The following is a 22,210-nucleotide window of genomic DNA, read 5'->3' on the forward strand; positions in this document are numbered from 1 at the left end:
CGCGCAAGATTAGCGTGAACTAGATATAGAGATTTTATTCAATGGCTACAATTAATCAGCTAGTAAGAAAACCTCGCAAGAAGCAGGTAAAAAAGACAAACGTTCCTGCATTGGAAGCTTGTCCGCAACGTCGTGGCGTTTGTACCCGTGTTTACACCACTACGCCTAAAAAGCCAAACTCGGCTTTGCGTAAAGTAGCTCGTGTACGCCTAACTAACGGGTATGAAGTTTCTTCATACATCGGTGGTGAAGGCCACAACCTACAAGAGCACAGTGTTGTACTTATCCGTGGCGGTCGTGTAAAAGATTTGCCTGGTGTACGTTATCACTGTGTGCGCGGTACGCTTGACCTTGCAGGTGTTAAGGATCGTAAGCAGGGCCGTTCTAAGTACGGTGCTAAGCGACCAAAAGGATAATTTCCTATTGCTGCGTTAATTGATTTTTTATTTCAGCAACTCGTTGGACTCAACGCCAACTTCGCTTCATAAAAAATCAATTGCCTTGCACTAGAAAATTAACAGTAAGTTATTGTTTAACTTACTTTGGTTTTAATATCTTTGACATATTGAAGCCATACAATTAGAGAATAGTCTAGTAGCTGACCGTCCGGTCGGCTATTTCACTATGTGAGTAAGGCCAGATAAGAAATGTAACTGCTTATTCTGGATTGTCCTGAAGTTACACATGCATGAGGAAAATTTAACATGCCAAGAAGACGTGTTGTCGCGAAACGCGAAATCCTTCCTGATCCTAAGTTCGGAAGTGAATTGTTAGCGAAGTTCATTAACGTTTTGATGCAAGATGGTAAAAAATCTACTGCTGAGAAAATCGTTTATGGTGCTTTGGACATTATCACTGAGAAAAAATCAGGCGAAGAATCATTAGAATTATTTGAGAAAGGCTTGGATAACATTCGCCCTATGGTGGAAGTTAAGTCTCGCCGTGTTGGTGGTTCTACTTATCAAGTTCCTGTTGAAGTGCGTCCTGCGCGTCAAACAGCACTAGCCATGCGTTGGTTAACTGAAGCTGCTCGTAAGCGTAGTGAAAAGTCCATGCGTGAGCGTTTAGCTGGCGAAGTACTTGATGCATTGGAAGGCCGTGGTTCAGCTGTTAAGAAGCGTGAAGATATTCACCGCATGGCTGAAGCAAACAAAGCTTTCTCACATTTCCGTTGGTAATCCAAGGAGTTTATTGTGGCACGTAAAACCCCTATTGAGAGATATCGTAATGTCGGTATCTGTGCTCACGTAGATGCGGGTAAAACTACTACTACTGAGCGTATTCTTTTCTACACAGGTCTTTCACATAAGATCGGTGAGGTGCACGATGGCGCTGCTACCATGGACTGGATGGAGCAGGAGCAAGAGCGTGGTATTACTATTACTTCCGCTGCTACTACTACCTTCTGGCGTGGTATGCAAGCTCAGTTTGATGAGCACCGTATTAACATTATTGATACTCCTGGACACGTTGATTTTACCATTGAGGTAGAGCGTTCGTTACGTGTTTTGGATGGTGCTGTTGTTGTATTGTGTGGTTCGTCAGGCGTCCAGCCCCAAACTGAAACAGTATGGCGTCAAGCAAATAAGTACGAAGTTCCACGTATGGTATTCGTTAACAAAATGGACCGTACTGGTGCTGACTACTTAAACGTTGTAAAGCAATTGAAAGAGCGTTTGAATGCTAATCCTGTTCCAATGCAATTAACCATTGGCTCAGAAGATGATTTGACCGGTGTCGTCGATCTCGTAAAGATGAAAGCTATCATCTGGAACGAAGAAGACATGGGAATGACTTTTGAATATCAGGATGTTCCAGCGGACCTTCAAGCTAAGTGTGAAGAGTTGCGCATGGAAATGGTTGAAGCAGCAGCTGAAGCTACTGAAGAATTGATGGAAAAATATTTGGAAGGCGGTGAGCTAACCGAAGAAGAAATCAAAATGGGTATTCGTAAGCGTACACTTGCTAACGAAATTATCCCCGTATTTGGTGGTTCTGCATTTAAGAACAAAGGTGTTCAAGCGGTATTAGACGCAATCGTTGAATACATGCCTTCGCCAAAAGAAGTTAAAGCGATTCAGGGTACGGTTGATGATGAAGGCGAGGAATTTGAAATTCGTGAAGCTGATGACAGCGCACCATTTTCAGCTCTAGCGTTCAAAATTGCCACTGACCCATTTGTTGGTACCTTAACCTTCTTCCGTGTTTATTCTGGTGTTATTAATTCTGGTGACAGCATTTATAACTCAGTTAAGCAAAAGAAAGAGCGTATTGGTCGTATCGTTCAGATGCATGCTAATAGCCGTGAAGAAATCAAAGAAGTTCGCGCAGGCGATATCGCTGCTGGCGTAGGTTTTAAAGATGTTACAACAGGTGACACTCTGTGTGATCTTGACCATAAGATCATCCTTGAGCGTATGGAGTTCCCTGAGCCGGTAATTTCGGTAGCAGTTGAGCCTAAAACTAAAGCTGACCAAGAGAAAATGGGTATTGCTTTAGGTAAATTGGCGCAAGAAGATCCGTCATTCCGAGTACGTACCGATGAAGAATCAGGCCAAACCATTATTTCTGGTATGGGTGAGCTTCACTTAGACATTCTCGTAGATCGTATGAAGCGTGAATTTAAGGTTGAAGCTAACATTGGTGCTCCTCAGGTTGCTTACCGTGAGTCGATTCGTAATACCGTTGAAGTCGAAGGCAAATTCGTACGTCAATCAGGTGGTCGCGGTCAGTATGGTCATGTTTGGGTTAAACTTGAACCGCAAGAAGTTGGCACAGGCTTTGTATTTGAAAATGCCATCGTTGGTGGTGTTGTTCCAAAAGAATACATTGGTGCAGTTTCTAAGGGTATTGAAGAGCAGCTAGAAAACGGTATTCTCGCCGGTTACCCTGTGTTAGACGTTAAAGCAACACTTTATGATGGTTCTTACCATGATGTTGACTCGAATGAAATGGCGTTTAAGATTGCTGGTAGTTTGGCTGTTAAAAACGCAGCGAAAACTGCTAATCCAGCATTGCTAGAGCCAATGATGAAGGTTGAAGTTGTAACGCCTGAAGAGTACATGGGCGATGTTATGGGTGACCTTAACCGCCGCCGTGGTCTTGTGAAAGGTATGGGCGAAAATGCCTCCGGCAAAGTAATTGATGCTGAAGTACCGCTTTCTGAAATGTTTGGTTACGCTACCGACGTGCGCAGTTTGTCGCAAGGTCGTGCTAGCTTCACCATGGAGTTCGCTCACTATGCAGAAGCTCCAACGAACATTGCAGAAGCGATTATGAGCAAGAATTCTTAATTTTTTATTATTGAAACATTAGTTCCAAACTTTAATTAGAGGAATTGAAAATGGCTAAAGAAAAATTTGAACGTAATAAACCGCACGTAAACGTAGGCACTATTGGCCACGTTGACCACGGTAAAACGACTTTGACAGCAGCAATCTGTACTGTATTGGCAAAAGTATACGGCGGTGCCGCTCGTGCCTTCGCAGATATCGATAATGCTCCAGAAGAAAAAGAGCGTGGTATCACGATTTCAACATCACACGTTGAGTACGAAACTCCAGCTCGTCACTACGCGCACGTAGACTGCCCAGGCCACGCTGACTATGTTAAAAACATGATCACCGGTGCTGCACAGATGGACGGCGCGATTTTGGTTGTATCAGCTGCAGACGGCCCGATGCCACAGACACGTGAGCACATCTTGTTATCACGTCAGGTAGGCGTACCTAAGATCATCGTATTCTTGAACAAATGCGACATGGTAGACGACGAAGAGTTGTTAGAGCTAGTTGAGATGGAAGTTCGTGAATTGCTAGACCAATACGAATTCCCAGGTGACGACACGCCAATCATCCGTGGTTCAGCGTTGAAAGCGTTGGAAGGCGATGAAGGCCCATTAGGCCAAGAAGCTATCGTAGCTTTAGGCGAAGCGCTTGATACTTACATCCCAGAGCCAGAGCGTGCGATTGACAAACCATTCTTGTTGCCAATTGAAGACGTCTTCTCAATCTCAGGTCGTGGTACGGTAGTAACTGGCCGTGTTGAGAGCGGTGTGGTTAAAGTTGGTGAAGAAATCGAAATCGTTGGTATCAAAGATACGACTAAAACAACGGTAACCGGTGTTGAGATGTTCCGTAAATTGCTTGACCAAGGTGAAGCAGGGGACAACGTAGGTGTACTACTACGTGGTACTAAGCGTGATGAAGTTGAACGTGGTCAGGTATTGGCACACGTTGGCACTATCAACCCGCACACTCGTTTCGAAGCCGAAGTATACGTGCTATCGAAAGAAGAAGGTGGTCGTCATACTCCATTCTTCAAAGGCTATCGTCCACAGTTCTACTTCCGTACAACTGACGTAACGGGTGCTTGTGAACTACCAGAAGGCGTAGAGATGGTTATGCCAGGTGATAACATCAAAATGAACGTAGAGTTGATCGCACCGATTGCGATGGACGAAGGTTTGCGCTTTGCGATCCGTGAAGGCGGTCGTACAGTAGGCGCTGGTGTTGTTGCTAAAATTCTTGCTTAAGCAATAAGCACTTATAATTAAAGCGAGCACGGCATGTGCTCGCTTTTTTTATAAAACAGCTGTTAAAGCAGAAAAGCCGATTTATTGGTTAAAAGGGTTGTCATAGCCTGTCTTTTGCCATATAATTCGCGTCCCTTTGTAGGCGTAACGGCCACTATTAGGGTAGTTCTTTAAGATGCAGTATCATATTTACGCTAAGTAACTTGTTGATATTGCACACAACAGGCTCGATTTGAGTCTGATTAAAGTTTGGTAACCGCACCCCTCGTCAGTAGCAGGGTGGAGCGGTTTTTTATGTTCTTTAATTTTTAAAAGTGGAGTTCTTTGCAATGGCAAAGCAACGTATTCGAATCAGATTGAAAGCGTTTGATCATAAGTTGATTGACCAATCGACTTCAGAGATCGTAAATACCGCTAAACGTACAGGTGCTCAGGTAAAAGGTCCTATCCCTTTACCAACTCGTAAAGAGCGTTTCACCATCCTGGTTTCTCCGCACGTAAATAAAGATGCGCGTGATCAGTATGAAATTCGTACGCATAAGCGTTTGGTGGACATCATCGAGCCAACAGAAAAAACAGTTGATGCTTTGATGAAGTTGGATTTGGCTGCTGGTGTTGATGTTCAAATTAGCCTTTCTTAAGGCAACACTAGAAGCAAGGTAGATAACCATTTCGGTTGAGGTTTATAAAACATGGCTATCGGAATAGTAGGTATAAAACGAGGAATGACTCGTGTCTTCACTGAAGACGGCGTGTCGATCCCGGTTACCGTAGTAGAAGCCGATCCAAACCGCATCGCGCAGTTGAAAACAACTGACGTTGACGGTTATGAAGCGGTCCAGATTACTACAGGAAGCCGTAAGGCAAACCGCATCAGTAAGGCGGAAGCTGGACATTATAAGAAAGCTGGCGTTGAAGCAGGTCGCAGTTTATGGGAGTTCCGTGTGAATTCTTTGGACGGCTTTGAAGTTGGTGGCGTAGTTAAAGTTGATATCTTTGAAGCGGGTCAAAAAGTTGACGTGACAGGTACCTCTAAAGGTAAAGGTTACGCTGGCGTAATTAAGCGCTGGAACTTCCGTGGTCAAGATTCTACGCACGGTAACTCTTTGTCACACCGTGCTCCAGGTTCTATTGGTCAAAACCAAACTCCTGGTCGCGTATTTAAAGGCAAAAAGATGTCAGGTCATATGGGTGCTGAGCGTGTAACGGTACAAACTCTCGAAGTTGTACGTGTTGATGCTGAGCGCAATTTGTTGTTAATCAAAGGTGCCGTCCCAGGCGCTACCGGTGGTGACGTTATCGTACGTCCTGCTGAGAAAGCCTAGGCCAAGAGGAGTTGACTATGGAACTTAGTTTAACATCTGGCGGCGCAATCAAGGTTTCTGAAGTGGCTTTTGGTCGTGAGTTTAACGAATCATTAGTTCACCAAGTGGTCGTTGCTTATTTAGCGGCTGCTCGTGCCGGTACTCGTGCACAGAAGAACCGTAGCGCTGTTAGCGGTGGTGGTAAGAAACCATGGCGTCAAAAAGGTACAGGTCGTGCCCGTGCTGGTACTATCCGTAGCCCATTATGGCGTAAAGGTGGTGTTACTTTTGCCGCGCAACCACAAGACTACACGCAAAAAGTTAACCGCAAGATGTATCGCGGTGCGATCCAGAGCATTCTTTCTGAGTTGGTTCGTCAAGAACGTTTAATCGTTGTTGAAGACTTCTCAGTTTCTGCGCCAAAAACGAAAGAGTTGGCGGCTAAGTTGAAAGAGCTGGATGTAAAAGAAGCATTAATCGTAACAGATTCTGTTGATGAGAATTTGTTCTTAGCTTCACGCAACTTGTATAAAGTTGACGTGCGCGACGTGAACGCACTTGACCCAGTCAGCCTAATTGGTTTTGACAAGGTGATCATGACGGTTCCTGCGATTAAGAAAGTAGAGGAGATGTTAGGATGAACCAAGAGCGTATCTTAAAAGTTCTTCTGGCCCCTCACGTTTCAGAGAAAGCAACAATTTTGGCTGAGCGCGATGGTCAGTTTGTATTTAAAGTGGCCAAAGATGCTAATAAGCGTGAAATTAAGAAAGCCGTTGAAACCTTGTTTGAGGTTGAAGTGGAATCTGTTCGCACTTTGAACATGAAAGGTAAGCGTAAGCGTTTTGGTCTTGTAGAAGGCCGTCGTCCAAATTGGAAGAAAGCTTACGTATCATTGAAGCCTGGTCAAGACCTTGACTTTGCAGGCGGCGAGTAAGAAGGAGACAAGTAAATGGCAATTGTAAAAGCTAAACCAACTTCTCCCGGACGCCGCTTTGTAATCAAAGTGGTCAATCCAGACTTGCACAAGGGTAAACCTGAAGCAAGTTTGCTAGAGAAGAAATCAAAAAATGGTGGTCGTAACAACAATGGTCGCATTACAGTGCGTCACGTTGGTGGTGGTCATAAGCAACATTACCGTGTTATCGACTTCAAACGTAATAAAGATGGTATCCCAGCGAAAGTTGAGCGTCTTGAGTATGATCCAAACCGGAGTGCGCACATTGCCTTGGTTTGTTATTCAGATGGTGAGCGTCGTTACATTATCGCTCCAAAAGGTTTGAAAGCTGGTGATCCAGTCATTTCTGGCGATGCAGCACCTATTAAAACGGGTAACACATTGCCAATGCGTAATATTCCGGTTGGTACTATTGTTCATAACATTGAACTTAAACCTGGAAAAGGTGCGCAAATGGCTCGTAGCGCGGGTGCTTACGCACAAATCGTTGCACGTGGCAGTGCATACGTAACTCTACGTTTGCGTTCGGGCGAAATGCGTAAAGTGCTTTCAGAGTGTCGCGCCACAATTGGTGAAGTAGGCAACTCTGAGCATATGTTGCGCAGCCTGGGTAAAGCTGGTGCTAAGCGCTGGCGTGGTGTTCGCCCAACAGTTCGAGGCGTCGCGATGAACCCAGTAGACCACCCACATGGTGGTGGTGAAGGTCGTACTTCTGGTGGTCGTCATCCTGTTTCTCCATGGGGTGTTCCAACCAAAGGTAAGAAAACCCGTAGTAATAAGCGCACTGACAAGCTAATTGTCCGTCGCCGTAACAAACGATAGAGGATAGCACTGTGGCACGTTCGTTAAAGAAAGGCCCATTCATTGACCTTCATTTATTGAAGAAGGTTGAAGAAGCTGCGGCCTCTGGTAACAAGAAACCGATTAAAACGTGGTCTCGTCGTTCAACCGTTTTTCCAGAAATGGTTGGCTTGACGATTGCCGTTCACAATGGTCGTCAACACGTACCTGTTTTCGTTAATGAAGACATGGTAGGTCATAAGTTAGGTGAGTTTGTATTGACTCGTGCTTACTTTGGCCATGATGTTGACAAGAAAGCCAAGAAGAAGAAGTAAGGCGAGGAGTGAAAGATGGAAGTAGCAGCTAAATTGCGCAATGCTAGCATCTCGGCACAGAAAATGCGTCTCGTCGCCGATCAGATTCGTGGCTTGCCTGTAGAGAAAGCGTTGAACGTTCTTGAGTTTAGCCCAAAAAAGGCCGCTCGATTAATTAAGAAAGTTCTTGAGTCTGCGATTGCTAACGCTGAGCATAATGAAGGTGCAGATATCGACGAGTTGAAAGTTTCAACTGTATTCGTTGATGAAGGCCCAACTGCCAAGCGTATGCGTCCGCGCGCTAAAGGTCGTGGTGACCGTATATTGAAGCGTTCTAGCCACGTAACCGTTAAAGTATCGGATAACTAGGAGAAGGTAATGGGTCAAAAAGTACATCCTACTGGTATCCGCTTAGGTATCGTAAAGAAGCATACTGCAACTTGGTATGCTGAGCGCGGCGATTTTGCGGACTACCTTGAAAGTGATATCAACATCCGTAAGTGGTTGTTCAAAGAATTGAAGAATGCTTCTATATCACGTGTTGATATAGAGCGTCCTACAAAAGCAATCCGTGTGACTATTCACACAGCACGCCCAGGTATTGTCATCGGTAAGAAAGGTGAAGATATTGAGAAATTACGTGCAAAGATTGCTGACATGGCAGGTGTTTCAGCCCAAGTATCTGTAGAGCAAGTTCGTAAGCCTGAGTTGGATGCCCAGCTTGTAGGTGACAATGTTGCTCAACAGCTTGAGCGCCGTGTGATGTTCCGTCGTGCCATGAAGCGCGCGGTACAGAACGCAATGCGTCTTGGTGCTGAAGGTATCAAAATCGAAGTAAGTGGTCGTTTAGGTGGCGCCGAGATTGCTCGTACTGAGTGGTATCGTGAAGGTCGTGTACCGTTGCATACATTGCGTGCGGACATTGACTACGCAACTTCAGAAGCTTTGACGACTTACGGAATCATCGGCATTAAAGTATGGATTTTCAAAGGTGAAGTTCTTCCTGGCCAAGAAAAAGTTGAGCCAAAAGAAGATAAGAAACCTCGCCGCAGAAAACCTGCTCCTAAAGCTAAGAAATAGGGGTGAGCAAGTATGTTATTGCCAAAAAGAACTAAATATCGCAAGCAGCATAAGCTGCGTAACCGTGGCACAGTAGCTCATGATGTGAGCTTCGGTGAATTCGGTTTGAAAGCGACAGGTCGCGGTCGTATGACAGCTCGCCAAATTGAGGCAGCTCGTCGTGCAATGACCCGTCATATGAAACGTGCCGGTAAGGTTTACATTCGTGTATTTCCGGATAAGCCAATTACCAAAAAGCCTCTCGAAGTTCGTATGGGTAAAGGTAAAGGTAGCGTTGAGTACTGGGTTGCACAAATTCAGCCAGGCCGTATGTTGTATGAAGTTGAGGGTATTTCGGAGGATTTAGCACGCGAAGCATTTGCTTTGGCTGCGGCAAAACTTCCTTTCAAAACTACCTTTGTTAAACGGACGGTGATGTAATGAAAGCGACAGAATTGAAAGATAAGAGCGTTGAAGAGCTCAACGTTGCGTTGCATGAGTTGTTACAAGATCAATTCAAGCTACGTATGGAAAAGGCTACGGGCCAAATGACTGAAACGCACAAATTGCGCGAACTTCGTCGTGACATCGCCCGTGTTAAAACCATCATCAACCAAAAGGCGGGTTCATAATGAGCACTGATACTATTCAACGCACATTACAGGGCAAAGTCATCAGCGATAAGATGGATAAATCTATCACTGTATTGATTGAGCGCCAGGTAAAGCACCCGCTATATGGTAAGTTCATCAAGCGTTCTACTAAGATCCATGCGCATGATGAAACTAACGAGTGCAAAACGGGTGATGTTGTCCGAATCGTTGAGTGTCGTCCTATCTCTAAGTCCAAGTCATTTAAATTGGTAGAGATAGTAGAGCGCGGCAACTAAATTTGGAAATGCTAACCTCGGGTAAATAGTTTTTCTCGGGGTTAGGAATTTAAGTAATTTAATGGTATACTCTCGCGCCATTTTAGCGCGGGTTTAAGCGGAGAAAACCATGATCCAGATGCAATCAATACTAGACGTAGCTGATAACTCAGGCGCTCGTCGAGTAATGTGTATTAAAGTACTGGGTGGTTCGCATCGCCGTTACGCCAACATTGGTGACGTAATCAAAGTGAGCGTAAAAGAAGCGATTCCACGCGGTAAGGTCAAGAAAGGTGACGTTTTAAATGCAGTAGTGGTGCGTACCCGTAAGGGTGTGCGTCGTCCAGACGGTTCTTTGATCCGTTTTGATGGCAATGCTGCTGTTATTTTGAACAACAACTTACAGCCGATTGGTACTCGTATCTTTGGACCTGTTACTCGTGAACTACGTGGTGACAAGTTTATGAAGATCGTGTCTTTGGCACCGGAAGTACTGTAGAGAGACGAGAATCATGCAAAAGATTAAAAGTGGCGACGAAGTCATCGTAATCGCAGGCAAAGATAAAGGTAAGCGTGGTAATGTTAAGCGCGTTTTATCTAATGGCCGCGTGATTGTTGATGGCATCAATCTGGTGAAGAAACACACCAAGCCAAGTCAAAATCCGGATGGTTCTATCAATGAAGGTGGAATTGTCGATAAAGAAGCATCGTTAGACATGTCTAACTTAGCGATTTATAACCCATCTACTGGCAAAGCAGATCGAGTAGGCTTCAAAGTAGAAGATGGTAAGAAATCACGCTTCTTTAAGAAAACTGGCGAAGCAATTTAATTTGTTAATATTCAGGTAATTAATGATGGCGAAACTGCACAACTTTTACAAAGAAACTGTAGTACCTCAACTTCTAGAGAAGTTTGAGTACAAGTCAGTTATGCAAGTCCCACGCATTACCAAGATCACATTAAACATGGGTCTGGGTGAAGCTATTGCGGACAAGAAAATTCTTGAGCACGCAGTCAACGATATGACAGCTATCTCAGGCCAAAAACCGATCATCACAAAAGCACGCAAGTCTATTGCAGGCTTTAAAATTCGTGATGATTATCCAATTGGCTGTAAAGTGACTCTGCGTGGCGAGCGTATGTGGGAATTCCTTGAGAGATTCGTTTCTATTGCGATTCCACGTATTCGTGACTTCCGTGGTTTGAATCCAAAATCTTTCGACGGTCGTGGTAACTACTCTGTTGGTATCAAGGAACAAATCATTTTCCCTGAAATCGACTACGATAAAGTAGATAAAATCCGCGGCATGGATATTACTATCACAACCACGGCAATTACCAATGACGAAGGTCGCGCATTATTAGATGCGTTTAACTTCCCATTGAAATCATAAGGGGCACGCTATGGCTAAAACATCAATGATTGAGCGTGAATTAAAGCGTGCAAAGACTGTAGAAAAGTACGCTGCAAAACGCGCTGAGCTTAAAGCAATCATCAAGAATCCTAATTCTTCAGAAGAAGAAGTTTGGGAAGCTCAGGTGAAGCTTCAAAAGCTACCACGTAATGCAAATCCTGTGCGTCAACGTAATCGTTGTCGTGTAACTGGACGTCCACATGCTTACTTACGCAAATTCGGCTTATGCCGTAATAAGCTTCGCGAGCATGCTATGAAAGGTGACGTTCCTGGTTTGGTTAAGGCTAGCTGGTAAGGCTTAGGAGAATCACAATGAGTATGCAAGATCCAATTGCAGATATGTTGACTCGAATTCGTAACGGCCAGACCGCTGCGAAGAAAAATGTCGCTATTCCTGCATCAAAATTAAAGAAAGCTATCGCTCAAGTATTAGTGGATGAAGGTTTCATCGCTGGCTTTAGTGTAGAAGAAGGTCCAAAACCGACCATGACTGTTGAGTTGAAATATTACCAGGGTCGTCCGGTTATCGAAGAATTGAAACGTGTAAGTCGTCCTAGTCTACGTATCTATAAGAAAGTAGATGAGCTTCCAAAAGTTATTGGTGGTTTAGGCGTTGCGATCATTTCTACTTCTAAAGGTGTTATGACTGACCGCGCGGCCCGTAAAAATGGCCACGGCGGTGAAGTTCTTTGCACTGTAGCGTAAGGGGAGAATAAAGATGTCACGTGTAGCAAAAAGCGCTGTATCTATCCCTTCAGGTGTTGAAGTAAACATCAAAGATGGCGTGATCAGTGTAAAAGGTTCAAAAGGTCAGCTAGAACAAGCTTTACATTCTGACGTTGAATTAAAAGTTGAAGATGGTGAGATTTCATTCGCACCTTCAACTGGCGTCGAAAGTTGGGCTATGGCTGGTACATATCGTGCACTTATAAATAACATGATTACAGGCGTTACAAATGGTTTTGAAAAGAAACTACAGCTTGTAGGTGTTGGTTATCGTGCACAGGTTCAAGGTAAAAAATTGAACTTAAGCCTAGGTTTCTCTCACCCAGTAGAGTTCGAAGCACCAGAGGGCATCACTATTGAAGCGCCTTCTCAAACAGAATTGCTTGTTAAAGGTGCTGACAAACAAGTAGTGGGTCAGGTTGCGGCAAACATTCGTGCCTATCGTCCACCAGAGCCATATAAAGGCAAAGGTGTTCGTTATGCTGACGAGCGTATTGTTCGTAAAGAAGCCAAGAAGAAATAGTAGGGCAGGGTTATGAAGAAGAAAATTCAACGTTTGCGTCGTGCGGCTAAAAGTCGTGCCAAAATGCATGAACTAGGCGTTAACCGTCTAGTTATTAACAGAACCCCTCGCCACATTTACGCACAAGTAATCAGCGGTGAGAACGGTAATGTGATCGCTAGCGCTTCGACTGTCGAGAAGGCAGTTCGCGGTGACGTTAAGTCTACAGGTAACGTGGATGCTGCAAAGCATATCGGAACCTTGGTAGCCGAGCGTGCCTTGGAAGCGGGTGTAAAGCAGGTTGCTTTCGACCGTAGTGGTTTTAAATATCATGGTCGCGTTCAAGCTTTGGCTGATGCGGCTCGTGAGAAAGGCTTACAATTCTAAGGTGTGAAGCATGGCAAAAGATATGAATAACCAAGAAGGTTTAGTTGAGAAATTGGTCAACGTAAACCGCGTTGCCAAGGTGGTTAAAGGTGGTCGTATTTTCGGCTTCACAGCTTTAACTGTTGTTGGTGATGGTAAAGGTAAAGTTGGCTTTGGTCGTGGTAAAGCAAAAGAAGTTCCTGTTGCGATTCAAAAAGCAATGGAACAGGCTCGTCGTAATATGATTCAGGTTGAATTAAAAGACGGTCATACTTTGCAACACGCAGTAAAAGCAGCGCACGGTGCATCTAAAGTGTATATGCAACCAGCCTCTGAAGGTACTGGTATTATCGCAGGTGGTGCGATGCGTGCGGTATTCGAAGTGCTAGGTATCCAAAATATTTTGGCAAAAAGCATTGGCTCTACAAACCCAATTAATATCGTGCGTGCCACGATTAATGGTTTGAAGCAAATGACTTCTCCAGAAGATATGGCTGCCAAGCGTGGTAAAACTGTTGAAGAGATTTTGGACTAAGACCATGGCAAAGAAAATGATGAAAGTAACGCAGACGCGTTCAAGCATCGGTCGCTTGGAAAGCCATAAGGCTAGCTTGCGTGGCCTAGGTTTGCGTCGTATCGGTCATACGGTAGAAGTTGAAGACACTGCTTCGACTCGCGGTATGGTAAATCAAGTTTACTACATGGTTAGTGTAGAGGAGTAATATCATGCGTTTAAATACATTGATGCCAGCTCCTGGTAGTAAAAAAGATCGCAAACGTGTAGGTCGCGGTATCGGTTCTACTGATGGTAAAACTGCTGGTCGTGGTCACAAAGGTCAGAAATCACGTTCTGGTGGTTTCAATAAGATCGGTTTTGAAGGCGGTCAGATGCCATTGAAACAACGTTTGCCTAAGTTTGGTTTTAAATCGCGTAAAGCTTTAGTTAGTGCGGAAATTCGTTTAGACGAGCTAGCAAAAGTTGAAGGTGAAGTGGTTGATATGTTGAGCTTGAAAAAGGCTGGACTTATTAAAAACAGCATCGAAAACGTGAAAATCATGCTATCAGGTAACATTGAACGTGCCGTGACAGTTACAGGCGGCGTACGTGTTAGCAAAGGCGCTAAAGCTGCTATTGAAGCAGCTGGTGGAAAGGTTGAAGAATAATGGCATTATCACCACAGCAAACAGGTAAAGGCGGTGGTTTAGGTGAGCTCAAACAGCGTTTGCTGTTTGTGCTCATGGCTATTATTGTTTTTCGGATTGGCTCTTTTATTCCAGTCCCAGGTGTTGAAGGTGAAGCTCTACAAGCATATTTAGCAAATATGGGCGGAACTATCTTTACGATGTTCAACGTGTTCTCAGGTGGTGCGCTTGAGCGTGCTTCCGTTTTTGCATTGGGTATTATGCCGTACATTTCGGCCTCTATTATCATGCAGATTCTGAGCTTTGTTGATCCGCGCCTGAAAGAGATCAAGAAGGAAGGCGAAAGCGGCCGCCGTAAAATTAATCAATACACTCGTTACTTGACTGTTGCTCTTGCAACAATACAAGCAATTGGTATGTCTACTCAGTTACCAGAATTAATACCTGGTTTAGTTGAAAACCCCGATTTTTCTTTTTTCTTTATCGCGGTTGTAACTTTGGTAACAGGAACTATGTTCTTGATGTGGTTGGGTGAGCAAATTACTGAACGCGGTATTGGTAACGGTATTTCTATCATCATATTGGTAGGTATCGTCGCGGGCTTCCCTCAAGCTATTTCTCAGATTTTCTCTGAGGCATACGATGGAGACCGTAATATTCTTGGTGTTCTTGTATTCGGTGTTTTCGCACTAGCGGTAGTTTACTTTATCGTTTGGTTTGAACGCGCACAGCGTCGTATAACCATTAACTATGCAAAGCGTCAGCAAGGCAACAAAGTATTCGCAGCACAAAGTAGCTTCTTGCCAATGAAGCTCAATATGGCGGGTGTTATTCCGGCAATCTTTGCATCGAGCATCGTGCTATTCCCAGGTACTTTATTATCCTGGTTTGGTAGCGGTTCGGGTGAAGTAACCTGGTTGACCACTTTGTCACAAAATCTGCAGCCCGGTAAACCTGTATACATCATGTTGTATGCGTTGGGAATTATCTTCTTTGCATTCTTTTATACTGCATTGACGCAAAACCCTCGAGATACTGCAGACAACTTAAAGAAGTCAGGTGCATTTATTCCAGGTATTCGTCCTGGTCAACAAACAGCACAATACCTTGATAAAGTCACAACACGTTTGACTTTCTGGGGTGCCCTCTATATGACGGCTGTGTGTTTGATGCCAGAATTCCTGATCCTGATCTTTAAATACCCGTTCTACTTCGGTGGAACTTCACTGCTGATCATTGTTGTTGTAGCTATAGATTTTATGGCTCAGGTGCAATCACACTTGATGTCGCAACAATATGATTCAGTACTTAAGAAAGCGAATCTTAAGAAACAGGGCCCGTCGGGTCGTGTTCGTCGCTAAAGCATGTTGGAGTAGCAAATGAAAGTTCGTGCTTCTGTAAAAAAAATGTGCCGTAACTGCAAAGTGATTCGTCGTCACGGCAGTGTTCGCGTTATCTGTACTGACCCACGCCATAAACAGCGTCAAGGTTAGTCATATAATTGGTTGATTTTTAGGCGTGATGTGGCTAGAATACGCGGCCTTTCACGCCTGCTTATTTTAATTAGGAGAATTTGTTAAATGGCTCGTATAGCTGGTATTAACATTCCGGTACATAAGCATGCTGATGTCGCATTGACCGCTATCTATGGTATCGGTCGTCCTCGTGCACAAAAAATTTGTGCTGCTGCAGGAGTTGAAACTACTGCAAAGATCAAAGATTTGAACGAAGACCAAATTGAGAATCTACGTAACGAGGTGAGCAAATTTACCGTTGAAGGTGATTTGCGTCGCGAAATCAACATGAATATTAAACGTTTGATGGACTTGGGTTGTTTCCGTGGTATCCGTCATCGTCGTAACCTGCCATTGCGCGGTCAACGTACGAAGACTAATGCCCGAACCCGTAAAGGTCCTCGTAAACCAATCAAGAAATAATGGTTATGGTGGAATAACACATGGCGAAATCACCTCGTACTACCAAGAAGAAAGTTAAAAAGCACGTTGTCGATGGTATGGCGCATATTCATGCGTCGTTTAACAATACTATCGTAACGATCACAGACCGTCAGGGTAATGCTCTTGCATGGGCAACTTCGGGTGGTTCTGGCTTCCGTGGTTCACGTAAATCGACACCATTTGCTGCACAGGTAGCCGCTGATCGCGCTGCTCAAGTAGTAAAAGAAATGGGTATGAAGAACGTTGAAGTTTTTGTTAAAGGTCCTGGACCTGGTCGTGAGTCAGCAGTGCGTGCTTTAAATGCAGCTGGTTTCAAGATCACTAACATTACTGACGTGACACCTATTCCTCACAATGGTTGTCGTCCGCCTAAAAAGCGTCGTGTATAAGAGATTAACGGGAGTTTGAAATGGCTAGATATCTAGGTCCAAAACTCAAATTGTCGCGTCGTGAAGGTGTCGATTTAGGACACAAATCAGGCGTTCGCGCAATTGAGACAAAATGTAAAATTGAAGTAGCCCCTGGTCAGCATGGCGCGCGTCGTAGCCGTCTTTCTGACTATGGTTTACAGTTACGTGAAAAGCAAAAAGTTCGTCGTATTTACGGCGTGCTTGAGCGTCAATTCCGCAACTACTACAAAGAAGCTGATCGTCTAAAAGGTGCGACAGGTGTAAACTTGTTACAACTTTTGGAATCTCGCTTGGATAATGTTGTTTATCGTATGGGTTATGCTGCTACTCGCGGTGAAGCTCGTCAATTAGTTAGCCACAAGGCTATCTTGATAAACGGCGAAACAGTCAATATTCCTTCTTACACAGTTAAGGCTGAAGACGTTGTTTCTGTTCGTGAGAAATCACAAAAACAGGCACGTATTGTTGCTGCACTGGAATTGGCTGGACAGCGTGACAAGCCCGAGTGGCTTGAAGTTGATGCCAAGAAAATGGAAGGTCAATTTAAGCGTGTACCAGAGCGCTCTGAACTTGACGCCAGCATCAATGAGAATCTAATCGTAGAGTTGTACTCTAAGTAATTTTAATCCTTGAGAGGGATCATATGTCAGCGACTGAATTTCTGACTCCGCGCCAAATTAAGGTGGAATCAAGCGAAGGCACAAAAGCCCGAGTAGTATTAGAGCCTTTCGAACGCGGTTTTGGACACACTTTGGGTAACTCATTGCGTCGCATCTTGCTATCTTCTATGCCAGGTGCTGCAGTGACAGAAGTAGAAATCGACGGTGTTCTTCACGAGTACTCAGCTATTGAGGGCGTTCAAGAAGACGTTATCGATATCCTTTTGAACTTAAAAGGGTTGGCTGTTCGCCTTGAAGATAAAGAAGTAGCTACTTTAACTCTTCAGAAAAAAGGTGAAGGCGTCGTGACTGCTGCTGACATTGAAGAAGTATCAGGTACTGAAGTGGTCAACAAAGATCACTACATTGCCACCTTGAATAAAGGTGGTGCATTAAATATGCGCATCAAAATTCGCCTAGGTCGCGGTTACGAGGCTTCAAATACTCGTAAACAGCCTGAAGGTGAAGACAAACCAATTGGTGTATTACAAGTTGATGCTTCTTTCAGCCCAATGAAAAAAGTTTCATACACGGTCGAATCGGCTCGTGTTGAACAGCGTACAGATTTGGATAAGCTTGTCCTTGATCTTGAAACAAATGGGACTATTGACCCAGAAGAAGCGATTCGCCGAAGCGCGACCATTCTTCAGGAACAATTAGCAGCATTCGTTGATTTAAAAGATGAAAAACAAGCTGAACCTGAAAAAGAAGAGCCAGAAATCGACCCAATTTTATTGCGTCCGGTAGATGACCTTGAACTGACTGTACGTTCTGCAAATTGCCTTAAGACTGAGAACATCCATTATATTGGTGACTTGGTACAGCGCACTGAAGTGGAGTTACTTAAGACTCCAAATCTTGGTAAGAAGTCTTTGACAGAAATTAAAGATGTTCTTGCGTCACGAGGTTTATCTTTGGGTATGCGTTTAGAGAATTGGCCACCATCAAGTATTCTTGGTGACTAAGTCTCAGTAGTAAGAATTAGGCGCAGGCTTCGTCTTGCGCCTTTTTATTCATAGCTTGCTATGAATATATTGGTAATTTTTTGAATTCATTCAGATAGTTACCTGATTGGTCAATAGACAATCTATTGGTTAGTGTTAGCTATAAAGTAATTTAGCAGCTAAGAAAGCTTTTGTAGTACTAAAGCAGGCTACAATTAAATAGAGTGAGGAACTCAATATGCGTCATCAAAAATCAGGTCGTAAATTAAATCGTAACAGCTCACACCGTAAAGCTATGTTCCGTAACATGACATCGTCATTAATTGAACATGAGCTTATTCGTACTACTTTGCCAAAAGCAAAAGAACTACGTCGTGTAGCTGAGCCTTTGATTACTCTTGCTAAAAAGGACACTGTAGCGAATCGTCGACTAGCTTTTGCTCGTCTTCGCAACAATGCTACCGTTGCTAAGCTTTTCGCTGAGCTTGGTCCTCGTTACCAGGAGCGCCCAGGTGGTTACTTGCGTATCCTTAAGTGTGGCAATCGCCCAGGCGATAATGCACCTATGGCATACGTTGAATTAGTTGACCGCCCAGTGGTTGAAGACGATGTCGATTTAGACGAAGTAGTTACTGAAGAGTAATTCTTTGTTGTGACATTAAAAAGCCCGCTTACGCGGGCTTTTTTGTGGTCGTAAGTTATCAGTTAAAAGCCTAGAGTGACTAATGCCAGCTGCCGAGTATTAAGCCAAACATAGTGAACTGTACAATATGGTAGCCGCCATCAATCAGTAAGTGGCGAAGTGTTCTATTGCTAAATTGGTAGGTTATGCCCAGTCCTAGAAACACTAGGGCACCGATTAAACCAGATATTGTTAAGGCATAAATAAGTTCGGGAGCCGGGCCAAGTAAATCTGCAACAATGAAAACTGCTATCAGTGAGAATGTAAAGCTAAGGATAAATACGCTGGGTTTTTGTTTGATATCCTCAGCCTTTATTTGCATTTCTTGGAGCCACATTTTCCCAAAAAGTAAGGGGGAATACCAAAGGCCTCCTATCGCAAACGATAATAATGCCGCAACGAATACCGCATAATAATTGATGTCTGACATGCCTTTTCCCCACTAATTAGTTTTTATACTCATAGCTTATCACAAATACAGCGGTAACAATCTGCTATAGTTTTACATGAAGTATGTAGCCTTCGAAGTATTCAGGCTCATTACAATACCATTCATGCAGATCGCAATCGTGCTTTGCTATAACTCTTTCTGACAAATCAAAGAAGGGTTGTCTGCCAGGGTCTGCGAGAAGGATATGCTTAACGCCTGCCTGTTTGGCTCGATTAATGAGGTTGTAATGAATATTGGCCAGATCGTCCCAGAAACAAATATCTGTTCCAAAAACGACATCGTATCCTTTCAATATCTTTTTAGTTATTTTTTCGAAGCTTAGTGTTTGTGTTTGAATTTCTACCTGATTGAGGGCGGCTTGCAATTCAAGGAATGGAAACACTTCATTGTCACGGTCAGTGCCTGTTACCTGGCATCCTGCATGATGAGCACAAAATATGCTGGTTGGCCCCCAGCCGCAGCCCAGCTCGAGCAATTTGCTTTTAGAACTGAGAAGTTTGCTATGCAAGAAGTAGTCCATGAGCAGAAAACTACTACTCCAGGTTTTGTGTCCATGAATGGATGGGGTGTAATACTTCTTCAGCTTTTTAACCAAGCGGTGCTTATTTTCCAGCAGTAATATCCCGTATGCTTGAAAAATATGGTCTTCTGGTAGCGTTTGTAATTCAGGCATAGTTAAATTCTGTGATTAAGGCTAGCCGGTCAGTTTAAGGGCTTCTACATAATTTGTTAAGTGTCAGTAAGCTAAACTTGCAGCTGTGTCTAACTATTTCGGAATACAGGGATTGTTTGTTACACTCTGTGCAATACAACCTAAATCATATCGATATGGGCACCCATAAAGGTCATCATCATCTTAACGATGATGAGTCACACGGTAGAAATGTAGCTAGCAAAAAACATCTGCTCTGGTCATTGATGTTGACCGGTAGCTTTATGGTTATTGAGGTAATAGGCGGCATCGTTTCTGGTTCGCTAGCGTTGCTGGCCGATGCCGGGCACATGCTGACGGATACCGCAGCATTGTTACTAGCCTACTCAGCACTCTATTTTGCCAGCAAGCCTGCCGACAGTAAAAGAACCTTTGGCTACGGACGGTTACAGGTGCTCGCTGCCTACACCAACGGTGTTTTTCTTATTCTGTTGACCGGATGGATAGTCTGGGAGGCCATACAGCGCTTCATCGAACCGAACCCAATTCAAAGTGTTAGTATGTTTACAGTGGCAGTGATTGGCTTGTTGGTGAATGTACTGGTGTTTAAAATTTTACATAGCGCGGGTGAGTCTAATATCAATATCCGCAGCGCCCTGCTGCATGTGTTGGGTGATTTGCTCGGCTCGGTGGGAGCCATTATTGCTGCTATTATTATATGGATATGGGGAGTGCTATGGGTTGACCCTTTGCTGTCATTGTTTGTGTCCGCTCTTATTCTACGTAGCGCATACCATATTATTAAAGATGCGTCGCATATTTTGCTGGAGGGAGCCCCGATTGAGTTGAGTTTGAAGGCGATACGAACTGACTTAATGCAACTGGATGGCGTTGAAGATATTCATCACATGCATGCCTGGTGCCTGAGCGAAGATGAATTAATGATGACGTTTCATGCGGTACTGGATAAGGATGTTGATAGTGATACTTTGCTGGAGAAGATGTTGGTGTTACTGGAGCAAGAGCATGGAGTCGGGCATGCTACCATTCAAGTTGAAGTTAGCAACTGTCTGGTGAAAGATGAGATTTGCGGCTTAGGTTAGTATAGTTACTTTTGGGCCTCTAATAAAAAGCCTCGCTGATTTTCAATGCCTTCAAGGCGTCTAGCCAGTTTGTGTTGCAGCTCCTGTAAGCTTTTAGATTGAGGAGCGGTTTCTTTGACCAGCTTTTCCGCATCCGTGGTGTATTTGGATAAGGTGCTGATGAGTTCTTTGAGTTGTTGGTTAGTAAAGAACATGCCTTTTTGAAACAGGCTACGTTTAATGCGGTTGAATAAATCAATTTCTTGGCGGTTGTGTTCGTAGAAGAGGTCAATGCCTAGCTTCTTAACCCAGCTGCTAATGGTCTGGTCTTTGTTTTCTGAGTAGACAATAATAGTGGCTCGCTCGGACATGCTGCTTTTTATTTTACGGAGTGATGGGTAGCCGAGCGCATTATTGAGTGCAACAACAACGATTCGAATCTGTGGACGGTTAAGACGAATATAGTTCAAGGCGCCTTTATAGTCAGTCAAATACTGATAATCGTGGCCGGCAGTCGTTAACTGTTGCGCAGTATTAGCTAAAATTTCACGAGTGTCGTCGACGAGAAGAATGGCGCTCATAAATGAATTAATATATGTTAACAAAAGTTAAGGTAACTATTTGATTTATTTTACCATTGATTGTTGCCAGGTATATTTATTTTTAATAAAAAAGAGAAAATTGTGAGAGGTAACAGGTTTGCCGGTGAAGTTGTTAAGTTTATTGACAAGCTGTGTCTTGTTATTAATGGTTAAGGGATGTGCATCTTTTCAGCCAGATAATGCCAATGATGCCTGCAGCGTTTTAGAAGATGAGGGCTGGTATGAAGCTGCTCTGGACTCTCAGGAGCGCTGGGGCACGCCTATTCATGTTCAAATAGCGATCATGCATCAGGAATCCAAATTTCAAAAAAATATTCGCCCAGCTCGGAAATGGTATCTAGGTTTTATTCCTGGCTTTAGGCCTTCTAATGCATACGGTTATGCGCAAGCGTTAGAAGGAACCTGGGATGCCTATCGTGATTCAACAGGCAATCACGGTGCTAAGCGTGATAATTTTGATGATGCGATTGATTTTATTGGTTGGTACACCTACCACAGTCATAAAAATTTGGGGATCTCAAAATGGGATGCTCGTGAACAATATCTTGCTTACCATGAAGGGTGGGGAGGTTATAAGCGCAAAACCTATAATTCGAAAGGGTGGCTCATTAAGGTGGCGGACAAAGTCAAAGCGCAATCATTAATGTATGCCGCTCAATATAAGCAATGCCAAGCTGAACTGGAGTCAAATCGAGGCTGGTTTTAGATCTGCTTTTTGAATCCAGGGTTATAACTATTAATTATCTATTTTGTAAGACATTTAAGCATCGTATAGGTTAAAATAGCGCCACTTTCTAAATGCC

Annotated in this window: 37 protein-coding genes; 34 read left to right on the top strand and 3 right to left on the bottom strand. The window is 43.8% G+C overall.

The genetic code is table 11. The features are described 5' to 3' along the window. Nucleotides 1–41 precede the first annotated feature (41 nt). The 32 genes from rpsL (at nucleotide 42) to rplQ (ending at nucleotide 18,581) form a co-directional block, all read left to right on the top strand. Nucleotides 42–416, top strand: coding sequence for a 30S ribosomal protein S12 (gene rpsL / locus ACYTXU_RS00700; RefSeq protein ID WP_018625110.1), 375 nt, complete (start codon nucleotides 42–44; stop codon nucleotides 414–416). Nucleotides 417–704: 288 nt separating this feature from the next. Continuing rightward, complete coding sequence (rpsG, locus tag ACYTXU_RS00705; RefSeq protein WP_462207608.1) at nucleotides 705–1,178, top strand: 30S ribosomal protein S7; 474 nt, start codon at nucleotides 705–707, stop codon at nucleotides 1,176–1,178. 15 nt (nucleotides 1,179–1,193) lie between these two features. After that, nucleotides 1,194–3,293, top strand: coding sequence for an elongation factor G (fusA, locus tag ACYTXU_RS00710; RefSeq protein ID WP_462207610.1), 2,100 nt, complete (start codon nucleotides 1,194–1,196; stop codon nucleotides 3,291–3,293). A 50-nt stretch (nucleotides 3,294–3,343) separates the two neighbouring features. Continuing rightward, on the top strand, nucleotides 3,344–4,534 hold the full coding sequence (tuf, locus tag ACYTXU_RS00715) for an elongation factor Tu (RefSeq protein ID WP_462207611.1): 1,191 nt from the start codon (nucleotides 3,344–3,346) through the stop codon (nucleotides 4,532–4,534). A gap of 329 nt (nucleotides 4,535–4,863) precedes the next feature. Further along, nucleotides 4,864–5,175: a 30S ribosomal protein S10 gene (gene rpsJ / locus ACYTXU_RS00720; RefSeq protein ID WP_012800370.1), complete on the top strand. Its 312-nt coding sequence runs from the start codon at nucleotides 4,864–4,866 to the stop codon at nucleotides 5,173–5,175. Nucleotides 5,176–5,226: 51 nt separating this feature from the next. Further along, a complete protein-coding gene (rplC, locus tag ACYTXU_RS00725) occupies nucleotides 5,227–5,859 on the top strand; it encodes a 50S ribosomal protein L3 (RefSeq protein WP_012800371.1) in 633 nt (210 codons plus the stop codon). Nucleotides 5,860–5,876: 17 nt separating this feature from the next. Then, complete coding sequence (gene rplD / locus ACYTXU_RS00730) at nucleotides 5,877–6,479, top strand: 50S ribosomal protein L4 (protein ID WP_012800372.1); 603 nt, start codon at nucleotides 5,877–5,879, stop codon at nucleotides 6,477–6,479. Further along, the gene (gene rplW, locus ACYTXU_RS00735) at nucleotides 6,476–6,772 is read left to right on the top strand and encodes a 50S ribosomal protein L23 (protein WP_012800373.1); all 297 of its coding nucleotides are present in this window, start codon (nucleotides 6,476–6,478) and stop codon (nucleotides 6,770–6,772) included. Before rplD ends, rplW begins: the two co-directional genes overlap by 4 nt. Before the next feature lie 15 nt (nucleotides 6,773–6,787). Further along, nucleotides 6,788–7,615, top strand: coding sequence for a 50S ribosomal protein L2 (rplB, locus tag ACYTXU_RS00740; RefSeq protein ID WP_462207613.1), 828 nt, complete (start codon nucleotides 6,788–6,790; stop codon nucleotides 7,613–7,615). A gap of 11 nt (nucleotides 7,616–7,626) precedes the next feature. Continuing rightward, nucleotides 7,627–7,908 (top strand): 30S ribosomal protein S19, encoded by a 282-nt coding sequence (gene rpsS, locus ACYTXU_RS00745; protein WP_462207615.1) that lies wholly within the window; start codon nucleotides 7,627–7,629, stop codon nucleotides 7,906–7,908. A 15-nt stretch (nucleotides 7,909–7,923) separates the two neighbouring features. Continuing rightward, nucleotides 7,924–8,256: a 50S ribosomal protein L22 gene (gene rplV, locus ACYTXU_RS00750; RefSeq protein ID WP_012800376.1), complete on the top strand. Its 333-nt coding sequence runs from the start codon at nucleotides 7,924–7,926 to the stop codon at nucleotides 8,254–8,256. 9 nt (nucleotides 8,257–8,265) lie between these two features. Beyond that, on the top strand, nucleotides 8,266–8,967 hold the full coding sequence (rpsC, locus tag ACYTXU_RS00755) for a 30S ribosomal protein S3 (protein ID WP_462207616.1): 702 nt from the start codon (nucleotides 8,266–8,268) through the stop codon (nucleotides 8,965–8,967). 12 nt (nucleotides 8,968–8,979) lie between these two features. Beyond that, entirely contained in the window at nucleotides 8,980–9,387 is a 408-nt protein-coding gene (gene rplP, locus ACYTXU_RS00760) for a 50S ribosomal protein L16 (RefSeq protein ID WP_012800378.1), read from the top strand. Continuing rightward, a complete protein-coding gene (gene rpmC / locus ACYTXU_RS00765; RefSeq protein ID WP_462207618.1) occupies nucleotides 9,387–9,578 on the top strand; it encodes a 50S ribosomal protein L29 in 192 nt (63 codons plus the stop codon). Before rplP ends, rpmC begins: the two co-directional genes overlap by 1 nt. Further along, the gene (gene rpsQ, locus ACYTXU_RS00770) at nucleotides 9,578–9,835 is read left to right on the top strand and encodes a 30S ribosomal protein S17 (RefSeq protein WP_462207620.1); all 258 of its coding nucleotides are present in this window, start codon (nucleotides 9,578–9,580) and stop codon (nucleotides 9,833–9,835) included. Before rpmC ends, rpsQ begins: the two co-directional genes overlap by 1 nt. Nucleotides 9,836–9,944: 109 nt before the next feature. Then, nucleotides 9,945–10,313, top strand: coding sequence for a 50S ribosomal protein L14 (rplN, locus tag ACYTXU_RS00775; protein WP_462207622.1), 369 nt, complete (start codon nucleotides 9,945–9,947; stop codon nucleotides 10,311–10,313). A gap of 13 nt (nucleotides 10,314–10,326) precedes the next feature. Continuing rightward, nucleotides 10,327–10,644, top strand: coding sequence for a 50S ribosomal protein L24 (rplX, locus tag ACYTXU_RS00780; RefSeq protein ID WP_462207624.1), 318 nt, complete (start codon nucleotides 10,327–10,329; stop codon nucleotides 10,642–10,644). A gap of 25 nt (nucleotides 10,645–10,669) precedes the next feature. Beyond that, entirely contained in the window at nucleotides 10,670–11,209 is a 540-nt protein-coding gene (gene rplE, locus ACYTXU_RS00785) for a 50S ribosomal protein L5 (RefSeq protein ID WP_462209337.1), read from the top strand. A 10-nt stretch (nucleotides 11,210–11,219) separates the two neighbouring features. Continuing rightward, a complete protein-coding gene (gene rpsN, locus ACYTXU_RS00790; RefSeq protein WP_018625125.1) occupies nucleotides 11,220–11,525 on the top strand; it encodes a 30S ribosomal protein S14 in 306 nt (101 codons plus the stop codon). Nucleotides 11,526–11,542: 17 nt separating this feature from the next. Then, a complete protein-coding gene (gene rpsH, locus ACYTXU_RS00795) occupies nucleotides 11,543–11,935 on the top strand; it encodes a 30S ribosomal protein S8 (protein ID WP_462207626.1) in 393 nt (130 codons plus the stop codon). Nucleotides 11,936–11,948: 13 nt separating this feature from the next. Then, nucleotides 11,949–12,479, top strand: a complete 531-nt coding sequence (gene rplF, locus ACYTXU_RS00800; RefSeq protein ID WP_462207627.1) for a 50S ribosomal protein L6 — start codon at nucleotides 11,949–11,951, stop codon at nucleotides 12,477–12,479. Between the two features lie 12 nt (nucleotides 12,480–12,491). Further along, nucleotides 12,492–12,845: a 50S ribosomal protein L18 gene (rplR, locus tag ACYTXU_RS00805; RefSeq protein WP_462207629.1), complete on the top strand. Its 354-nt coding sequence runs from the start codon at nucleotides 12,492–12,494 to the stop codon at nucleotides 12,843–12,845. Between the two features lie 10 nt (nucleotides 12,846–12,855). Further along, entirely contained in the window at nucleotides 12,856–13,359 is a 504-nt protein-coding gene (rpsE, locus tag ACYTXU_RS00810) for a 30S ribosomal protein S5 (protein WP_012800388.1), read from the top strand. 4 nt (nucleotides 13,360–13,363) lie between these two features. Then, nucleotides 13,364–13,546, top strand: a complete 183-nt coding sequence (gene rpmD / locus ACYTXU_RS00815) for a 50S ribosomal protein L30 (RefSeq protein WP_462207630.1) — start codon at nucleotides 13,364–13,366, stop codon at nucleotides 13,544–13,546. A gap of 4 nt (nucleotides 13,547–13,550) precedes the next feature. Continuing rightward, complete coding sequence (gene rplO / locus ACYTXU_RS00820) at nucleotides 13,551–13,988, top strand: 50S ribosomal protein L15 (RefSeq protein WP_462207632.1); 438 nt, start codon at nucleotides 13,551–13,553, stop codon at nucleotides 13,986–13,988. Beyond that, the gene (gene secY, locus ACYTXU_RS00825; RefSeq protein WP_462207633.1) at nucleotides 13,988–15,328 is read left to right on the top strand and encodes a preprotein translocase subunit SecY; all 1,341 of its coding nucleotides are present in this window, start codon (nucleotides 13,988–13,990) and stop codon (nucleotides 15,326–15,328) included. The genes rplO and secY overlap by 1 nt, the downstream gene beginning before the upstream one ends. An 18-nt stretch (nucleotides 15,329–15,346) precedes the next feature. Next, entirely contained in the window at nucleotides 15,347–15,460 is a 114-nt protein-coding gene (rpmJ, locus tag ACYTXU_RS00830; RefSeq protein ID WP_012800392.1) for a 50S ribosomal protein L36, read from the top strand. An 87-nt stretch (nucleotides 15,461–15,547) separates the two neighbouring features. Further along, nucleotides 15,548–15,904 (top strand): 30S ribosomal protein S13, encoded by a 357-nt coding sequence (gene rpsM, locus ACYTXU_RS00835; RefSeq protein WP_462207635.1) that lies wholly within the window; start codon nucleotides 15,548–15,550, stop codon nucleotides 15,902–15,904. 20 nt (nucleotides 15,905–15,924) lie between these two features. After that, on the top strand, nucleotides 15,925–16,314 hold the full coding sequence (gene rpsK / locus ACYTXU_RS00840; protein WP_012800394.1) for a 30S ribosomal protein S11: 390 nt from the start codon (nucleotides 15,925–15,927) through the stop codon (nucleotides 16,312–16,314). A gap of 20 nt (nucleotides 16,315–16,334) precedes the next feature. Continuing rightward, nucleotides 16,335–16,955, top strand: a complete 621-nt coding sequence (gene rpsD / locus ACYTXU_RS00845; RefSeq protein ID WP_462207636.1) for a 30S ribosomal protein S4 — start codon at nucleotides 16,335–16,337, stop codon at nucleotides 16,953–16,955. A 23-nt stretch (nucleotides 16,956–16,978) separates the two neighbouring features. Continuing rightward, nucleotides 16,979–17,959, top strand: a complete 981-nt coding sequence (locus tag ACYTXU_RS00850; RefSeq protein WP_462207638.1) for a DNA-directed RNA polymerase subunit alpha — start codon at nucleotides 16,979–16,981, stop codon at nucleotides 17,957–17,959. A gap of 217 nt (nucleotides 17,960–18,176) precedes the next feature. Further along, nucleotides 18,177–18,581 (top strand): 50S ribosomal protein L17, encoded by a 405-nt coding sequence (gene rplQ, locus ACYTXU_RS00855; RefSeq protein WP_462207639.1) that lies wholly within the window; start codon nucleotides 18,177–18,179, stop codon nucleotides 18,579–18,581. A 79-nt stretch (nucleotides 18,582–18,660) separates the two neighbouring features. Here the strand turns inward: rplQ and ACYTXU_RS00860 are convergent, their stop codons facing one another. Together ACYTXU_RS00860 and ACYTXU_RS00865 are read right to left on the bottom strand one after the other, a co-directional pair. Continuing rightward, entirely contained in the window at nucleotides 18,661–19,050 is a 390-nt protein-coding gene (locus ACYTXU_RS00860) for a DUF1761 domain-containing protein (RefSeq protein ID WP_462207641.1), read from the bottom strand. 64 nt (nucleotides 19,051–19,114) lie between these two features. Then, complete coding sequence (locus tag ACYTXU_RS00865; RefSeq protein WP_462207643.1) at nucleotides 19,115–19,744, bottom strand: class I SAM-dependent methyltransferase; 630 nt, start codon at nucleotides 19,742–19,744, stop codon at nucleotides 19,115–19,117. 116 nt (nucleotides 19,745–19,860) lie between these two features. Between ACYTXU_RS00865 and ACYTXU_RS00870 the strand changes: the two genes are divergently transcribed. After that, nucleotides 19,861–20,826, top strand: a complete 966-nt coding sequence (locus ACYTXU_RS00870) for a cation diffusion facilitator family transporter (protein WP_462207645.1) — start codon at nucleotides 19,861–19,863, stop codon at nucleotides 20,824–20,826. 5 nt (nucleotides 20,827–20,831) lie between these two features. Here ACYTXU_RS00870 and ACYTXU_RS00875 read toward each other — a convergent pair whose 3' ends face one another. After that, the gene (locus ACYTXU_RS00875; RefSeq protein WP_462207646.1) at nucleotides 20,832–21,386 is read right to left on the bottom strand and encodes a PleD family two-component system response regulator; all 555 of its coding nucleotides are present in this window, start codon (nucleotides 21,384–21,386) and stop codon (nucleotides 20,832–20,834) included. A gap of 118 nt (nucleotides 21,387–21,504) precedes the next feature. Between ACYTXU_RS00875 and ACYTXU_RS00880 the strand changes: the two genes are divergently transcribed. After that, nucleotides 21,505–22,113 (top strand): transglycosylase SLT domain-containing protein, encoded by a 609-nt coding sequence (locus ACYTXU_RS00880; protein WP_462207648.1) that lies wholly within the window; start codon nucleotides 21,505–21,507, stop codon nucleotides 22,111–22,113. Nucleotides 22,114–22,210 lie beyond the last annotated feature (97 nt).

This window comes from Kangiella sp. M94, from assembly GCF_054926195.1.

What these genes read in the sequence shown, in the direction of transcription:
- rpsL (WP_018625110.1), top strand. Translation starts at nt 42, where the DNA reads ATGGCTACAATTAATCAGCTAGTAAGAAAACCTCGCAAGAAGCAGGTA.
- rpsG (WP_462207608.1), top strand. Translation starts at nt 705, where the DNA reads ATGCCAAGAAGACGTGTTGTCGCGAAACGCGAAATCCTTCCTGATCCT.
- tuf (WP_462207611.1), top strand. Translation starts at nt 3,344, where the DNA reads ATGGCTAAAGAAAAATTTGAACGTAATAAACCGCACGTAAACGTAGGC.
- rpsJ (WP_012800370.1), top strand. Translation starts at nt 4,864, where the DNA reads ATGGCAAAGCAACGTATTCGAATCAGATTGAAAGCGTTTGATCATAAG.
- rplC (WP_012800371.1), top strand. Translation starts at nt 5,227, where the DNA reads ATGGCTATCGGAATAGTAGGTATAAAACGAGGAATGACTCGTGTCTTC.
- rplD (WP_012800372.1), top strand. Translation starts at nt 5,877, where the DNA reads ATGGAACTTAGTTTAACATCTGGCGGCGCAATCAAGGTTTCTGAAGTG.
- rplW (WP_012800373.1), top strand. Translation starts at nt 6,476, where the DNA reads ATGAACCAAGAGCGTATCTTAAAAGTTCTTCTGGCCCCTCACGTTTCA.
- rplB (WP_462207613.1), top strand. Translation starts at nt 6,788, where the DNA reads ATGGCAATTGTAAAAGCTAAACCAACTTCTCCCGGACGCCGCTTTGTA.
- rplV (WP_012800376.1), top strand. Translation starts at nt 7,924, where the DNA reads ATGGAAGTAGCAGCTAAATTGCGCAATGCTAGCATCTCGGCACAGAAA.
- rpsC (WP_462207616.1), top strand. Translation starts at nt 8,266, where the DNA reads ATGGGTCAAAAAGTACATCCTACTGGTATCCGCTTAGGTATCGTAAAG.
- rplP (WP_012800378.1), top strand. Translation starts at nt 8,980, where the DNA reads ATGTTATTGCCAAAAAGAACTAAATATCGCAAGCAGCATAAGCTGCGT.
- rpmC (WP_462207618.1), top strand. Translation starts at nt 9,387, where the DNA reads ATGAAAGCGACAGAATTGAAAGATAAGAGCGTTGAAGAGCTCAACGTT.
- rpsQ (WP_462207620.1), top strand. Translation starts at nt 9,578, where the DNA reads ATGAGCACTGATACTATTCAACGCACATTACAGGGCAAAGTCATCAGC.
- rplN (WP_462207622.1), top strand. Translation starts at nt 9,945, where the DNA reads ATGATCCAGATGCAATCAATACTAGACGTAGCTGATAACTCAGGCGCT.
- rplX (WP_462207624.1), top strand. Translation starts at nt 10,327, where the DNA reads ATGCAAAAGATTAAAAGTGGCGACGAAGTCATCGTAATCGCAGGCAAA.
- rplE (WP_462209337.1), top strand. Translation starts at nt 10,670, where the DNA reads ATGGCGAAACTGCACAACTTTTACAAAGAAACTGTAGTACCTCAACTT.
- rpsN (WP_018625125.1), top strand. Translation starts at nt 11,220, where the DNA reads ATGGCTAAAACATCAATGATTGAGCGTGAATTAAAGCGTGCAAAGACT.
- rpsH (WP_462207626.1), top strand. Translation starts at nt 11,543, where the DNA reads ATGAGTATGCAAGATCCAATTGCAGATATGTTGACTCGAATTCGTAAC.
- rplF (WP_462207627.1), top strand. Translation starts at nt 11,949, where the DNA reads ATGTCACGTGTAGCAAAAAGCGCTGTATCTATCCCTTCAGGTGTTGAA.
- rplR (WP_462207629.1), top strand. Translation starts at nt 12,492, where the DNA reads ATGAAGAAGAAAATTCAACGTTTGCGTCGTGCGGCTAAAAGTCGTGCC.
- rpsE (WP_012800388.1), top strand. Translation starts at nt 12,856, where the DNA reads ATGGCAAAAGATATGAATAACCAAGAAGGTTTAGTTGAGAAATTGGTC.
- rpmD (WP_462207630.1), top strand. Translation starts at nt 13,364, where the DNA reads ATGGCAAAGAAAATGATGAAAGTAACGCAGACGCGTTCAAGCATCGGT.
- rplO (WP_462207632.1), top strand. Translation starts at nt 13,551, where the DNA reads ATGCGTTTAAATACATTGATGCCAGCTCCTGGTAGTAAAAAAGATCGC.
- secY (WP_462207633.1), top strand. Translation starts at nt 13,988, where the DNA reads ATGGCATTATCACCACAGCAAACAGGTAAAGGCGGTGGTTTAGGTGAG.
- rpmJ (WP_012800392.1), top strand. Translation starts at nt 15,347, where the DNA reads ATGAAAGTTCGTGCTTCTGTAAAAAAAATGTGCCGTAACTGCAAAGTG.
- rpsM (WP_462207635.1), top strand. Translation starts at nt 15,548, where the DNA reads ATGGCTCGTATAGCTGGTATTAACATTCCGGTACATAAGCATGCTGAT.
- rpsK (WP_012800394.1), top strand. Translation starts at nt 15,925, where the DNA reads ATGGCGAAATCACCTCGTACTACCAAGAAGAAAGTTAAAAAGCACGTT.
- rpsD (WP_462207636.1), top strand. Translation starts at nt 16,335, where the DNA reads ATGGCTAGATATCTAGGTCCAAAACTCAAATTGTCGCGTCGTGAAGGT.
- ACYTXU_RS00850 (WP_462207638.1), top strand. Translation starts at nt 16,979, where the DNA reads ATGTCAGCGACTGAATTTCTGACTCCGCGCCAAATTAAGGTGGAATCA.
- rplQ (WP_462207639.1), top strand. Translation starts at nt 18,177, where the DNA reads ATGCGTCATCAAAAATCAGGTCGTAAATTAAATCGTAACAGCTCACAC.
- ACYTXU_RS00860 (WP_462207641.1), bottom strand. Translation starts at nt 19,050, where the DNA reads ATGTCAGACATCAATTATTATGCGGTATTCGTTGCGGCATTATTATCG.
- ACYTXU_RS00865 (WP_462207643.1), bottom strand. Translation starts at nt 19,744, where the DNA reads ATGCCTGAATTACAAACGCTACCAGAAGACCATATTTTTCAAGCATAC.
- ACYTXU_RS00875 (WP_462207646.1), bottom strand. Translation starts at nt 21,386, where the DNA reads ATGAGCGCCATTCTTCTCGTCGACGACACTCGTGAAATTTTAGCTAAT.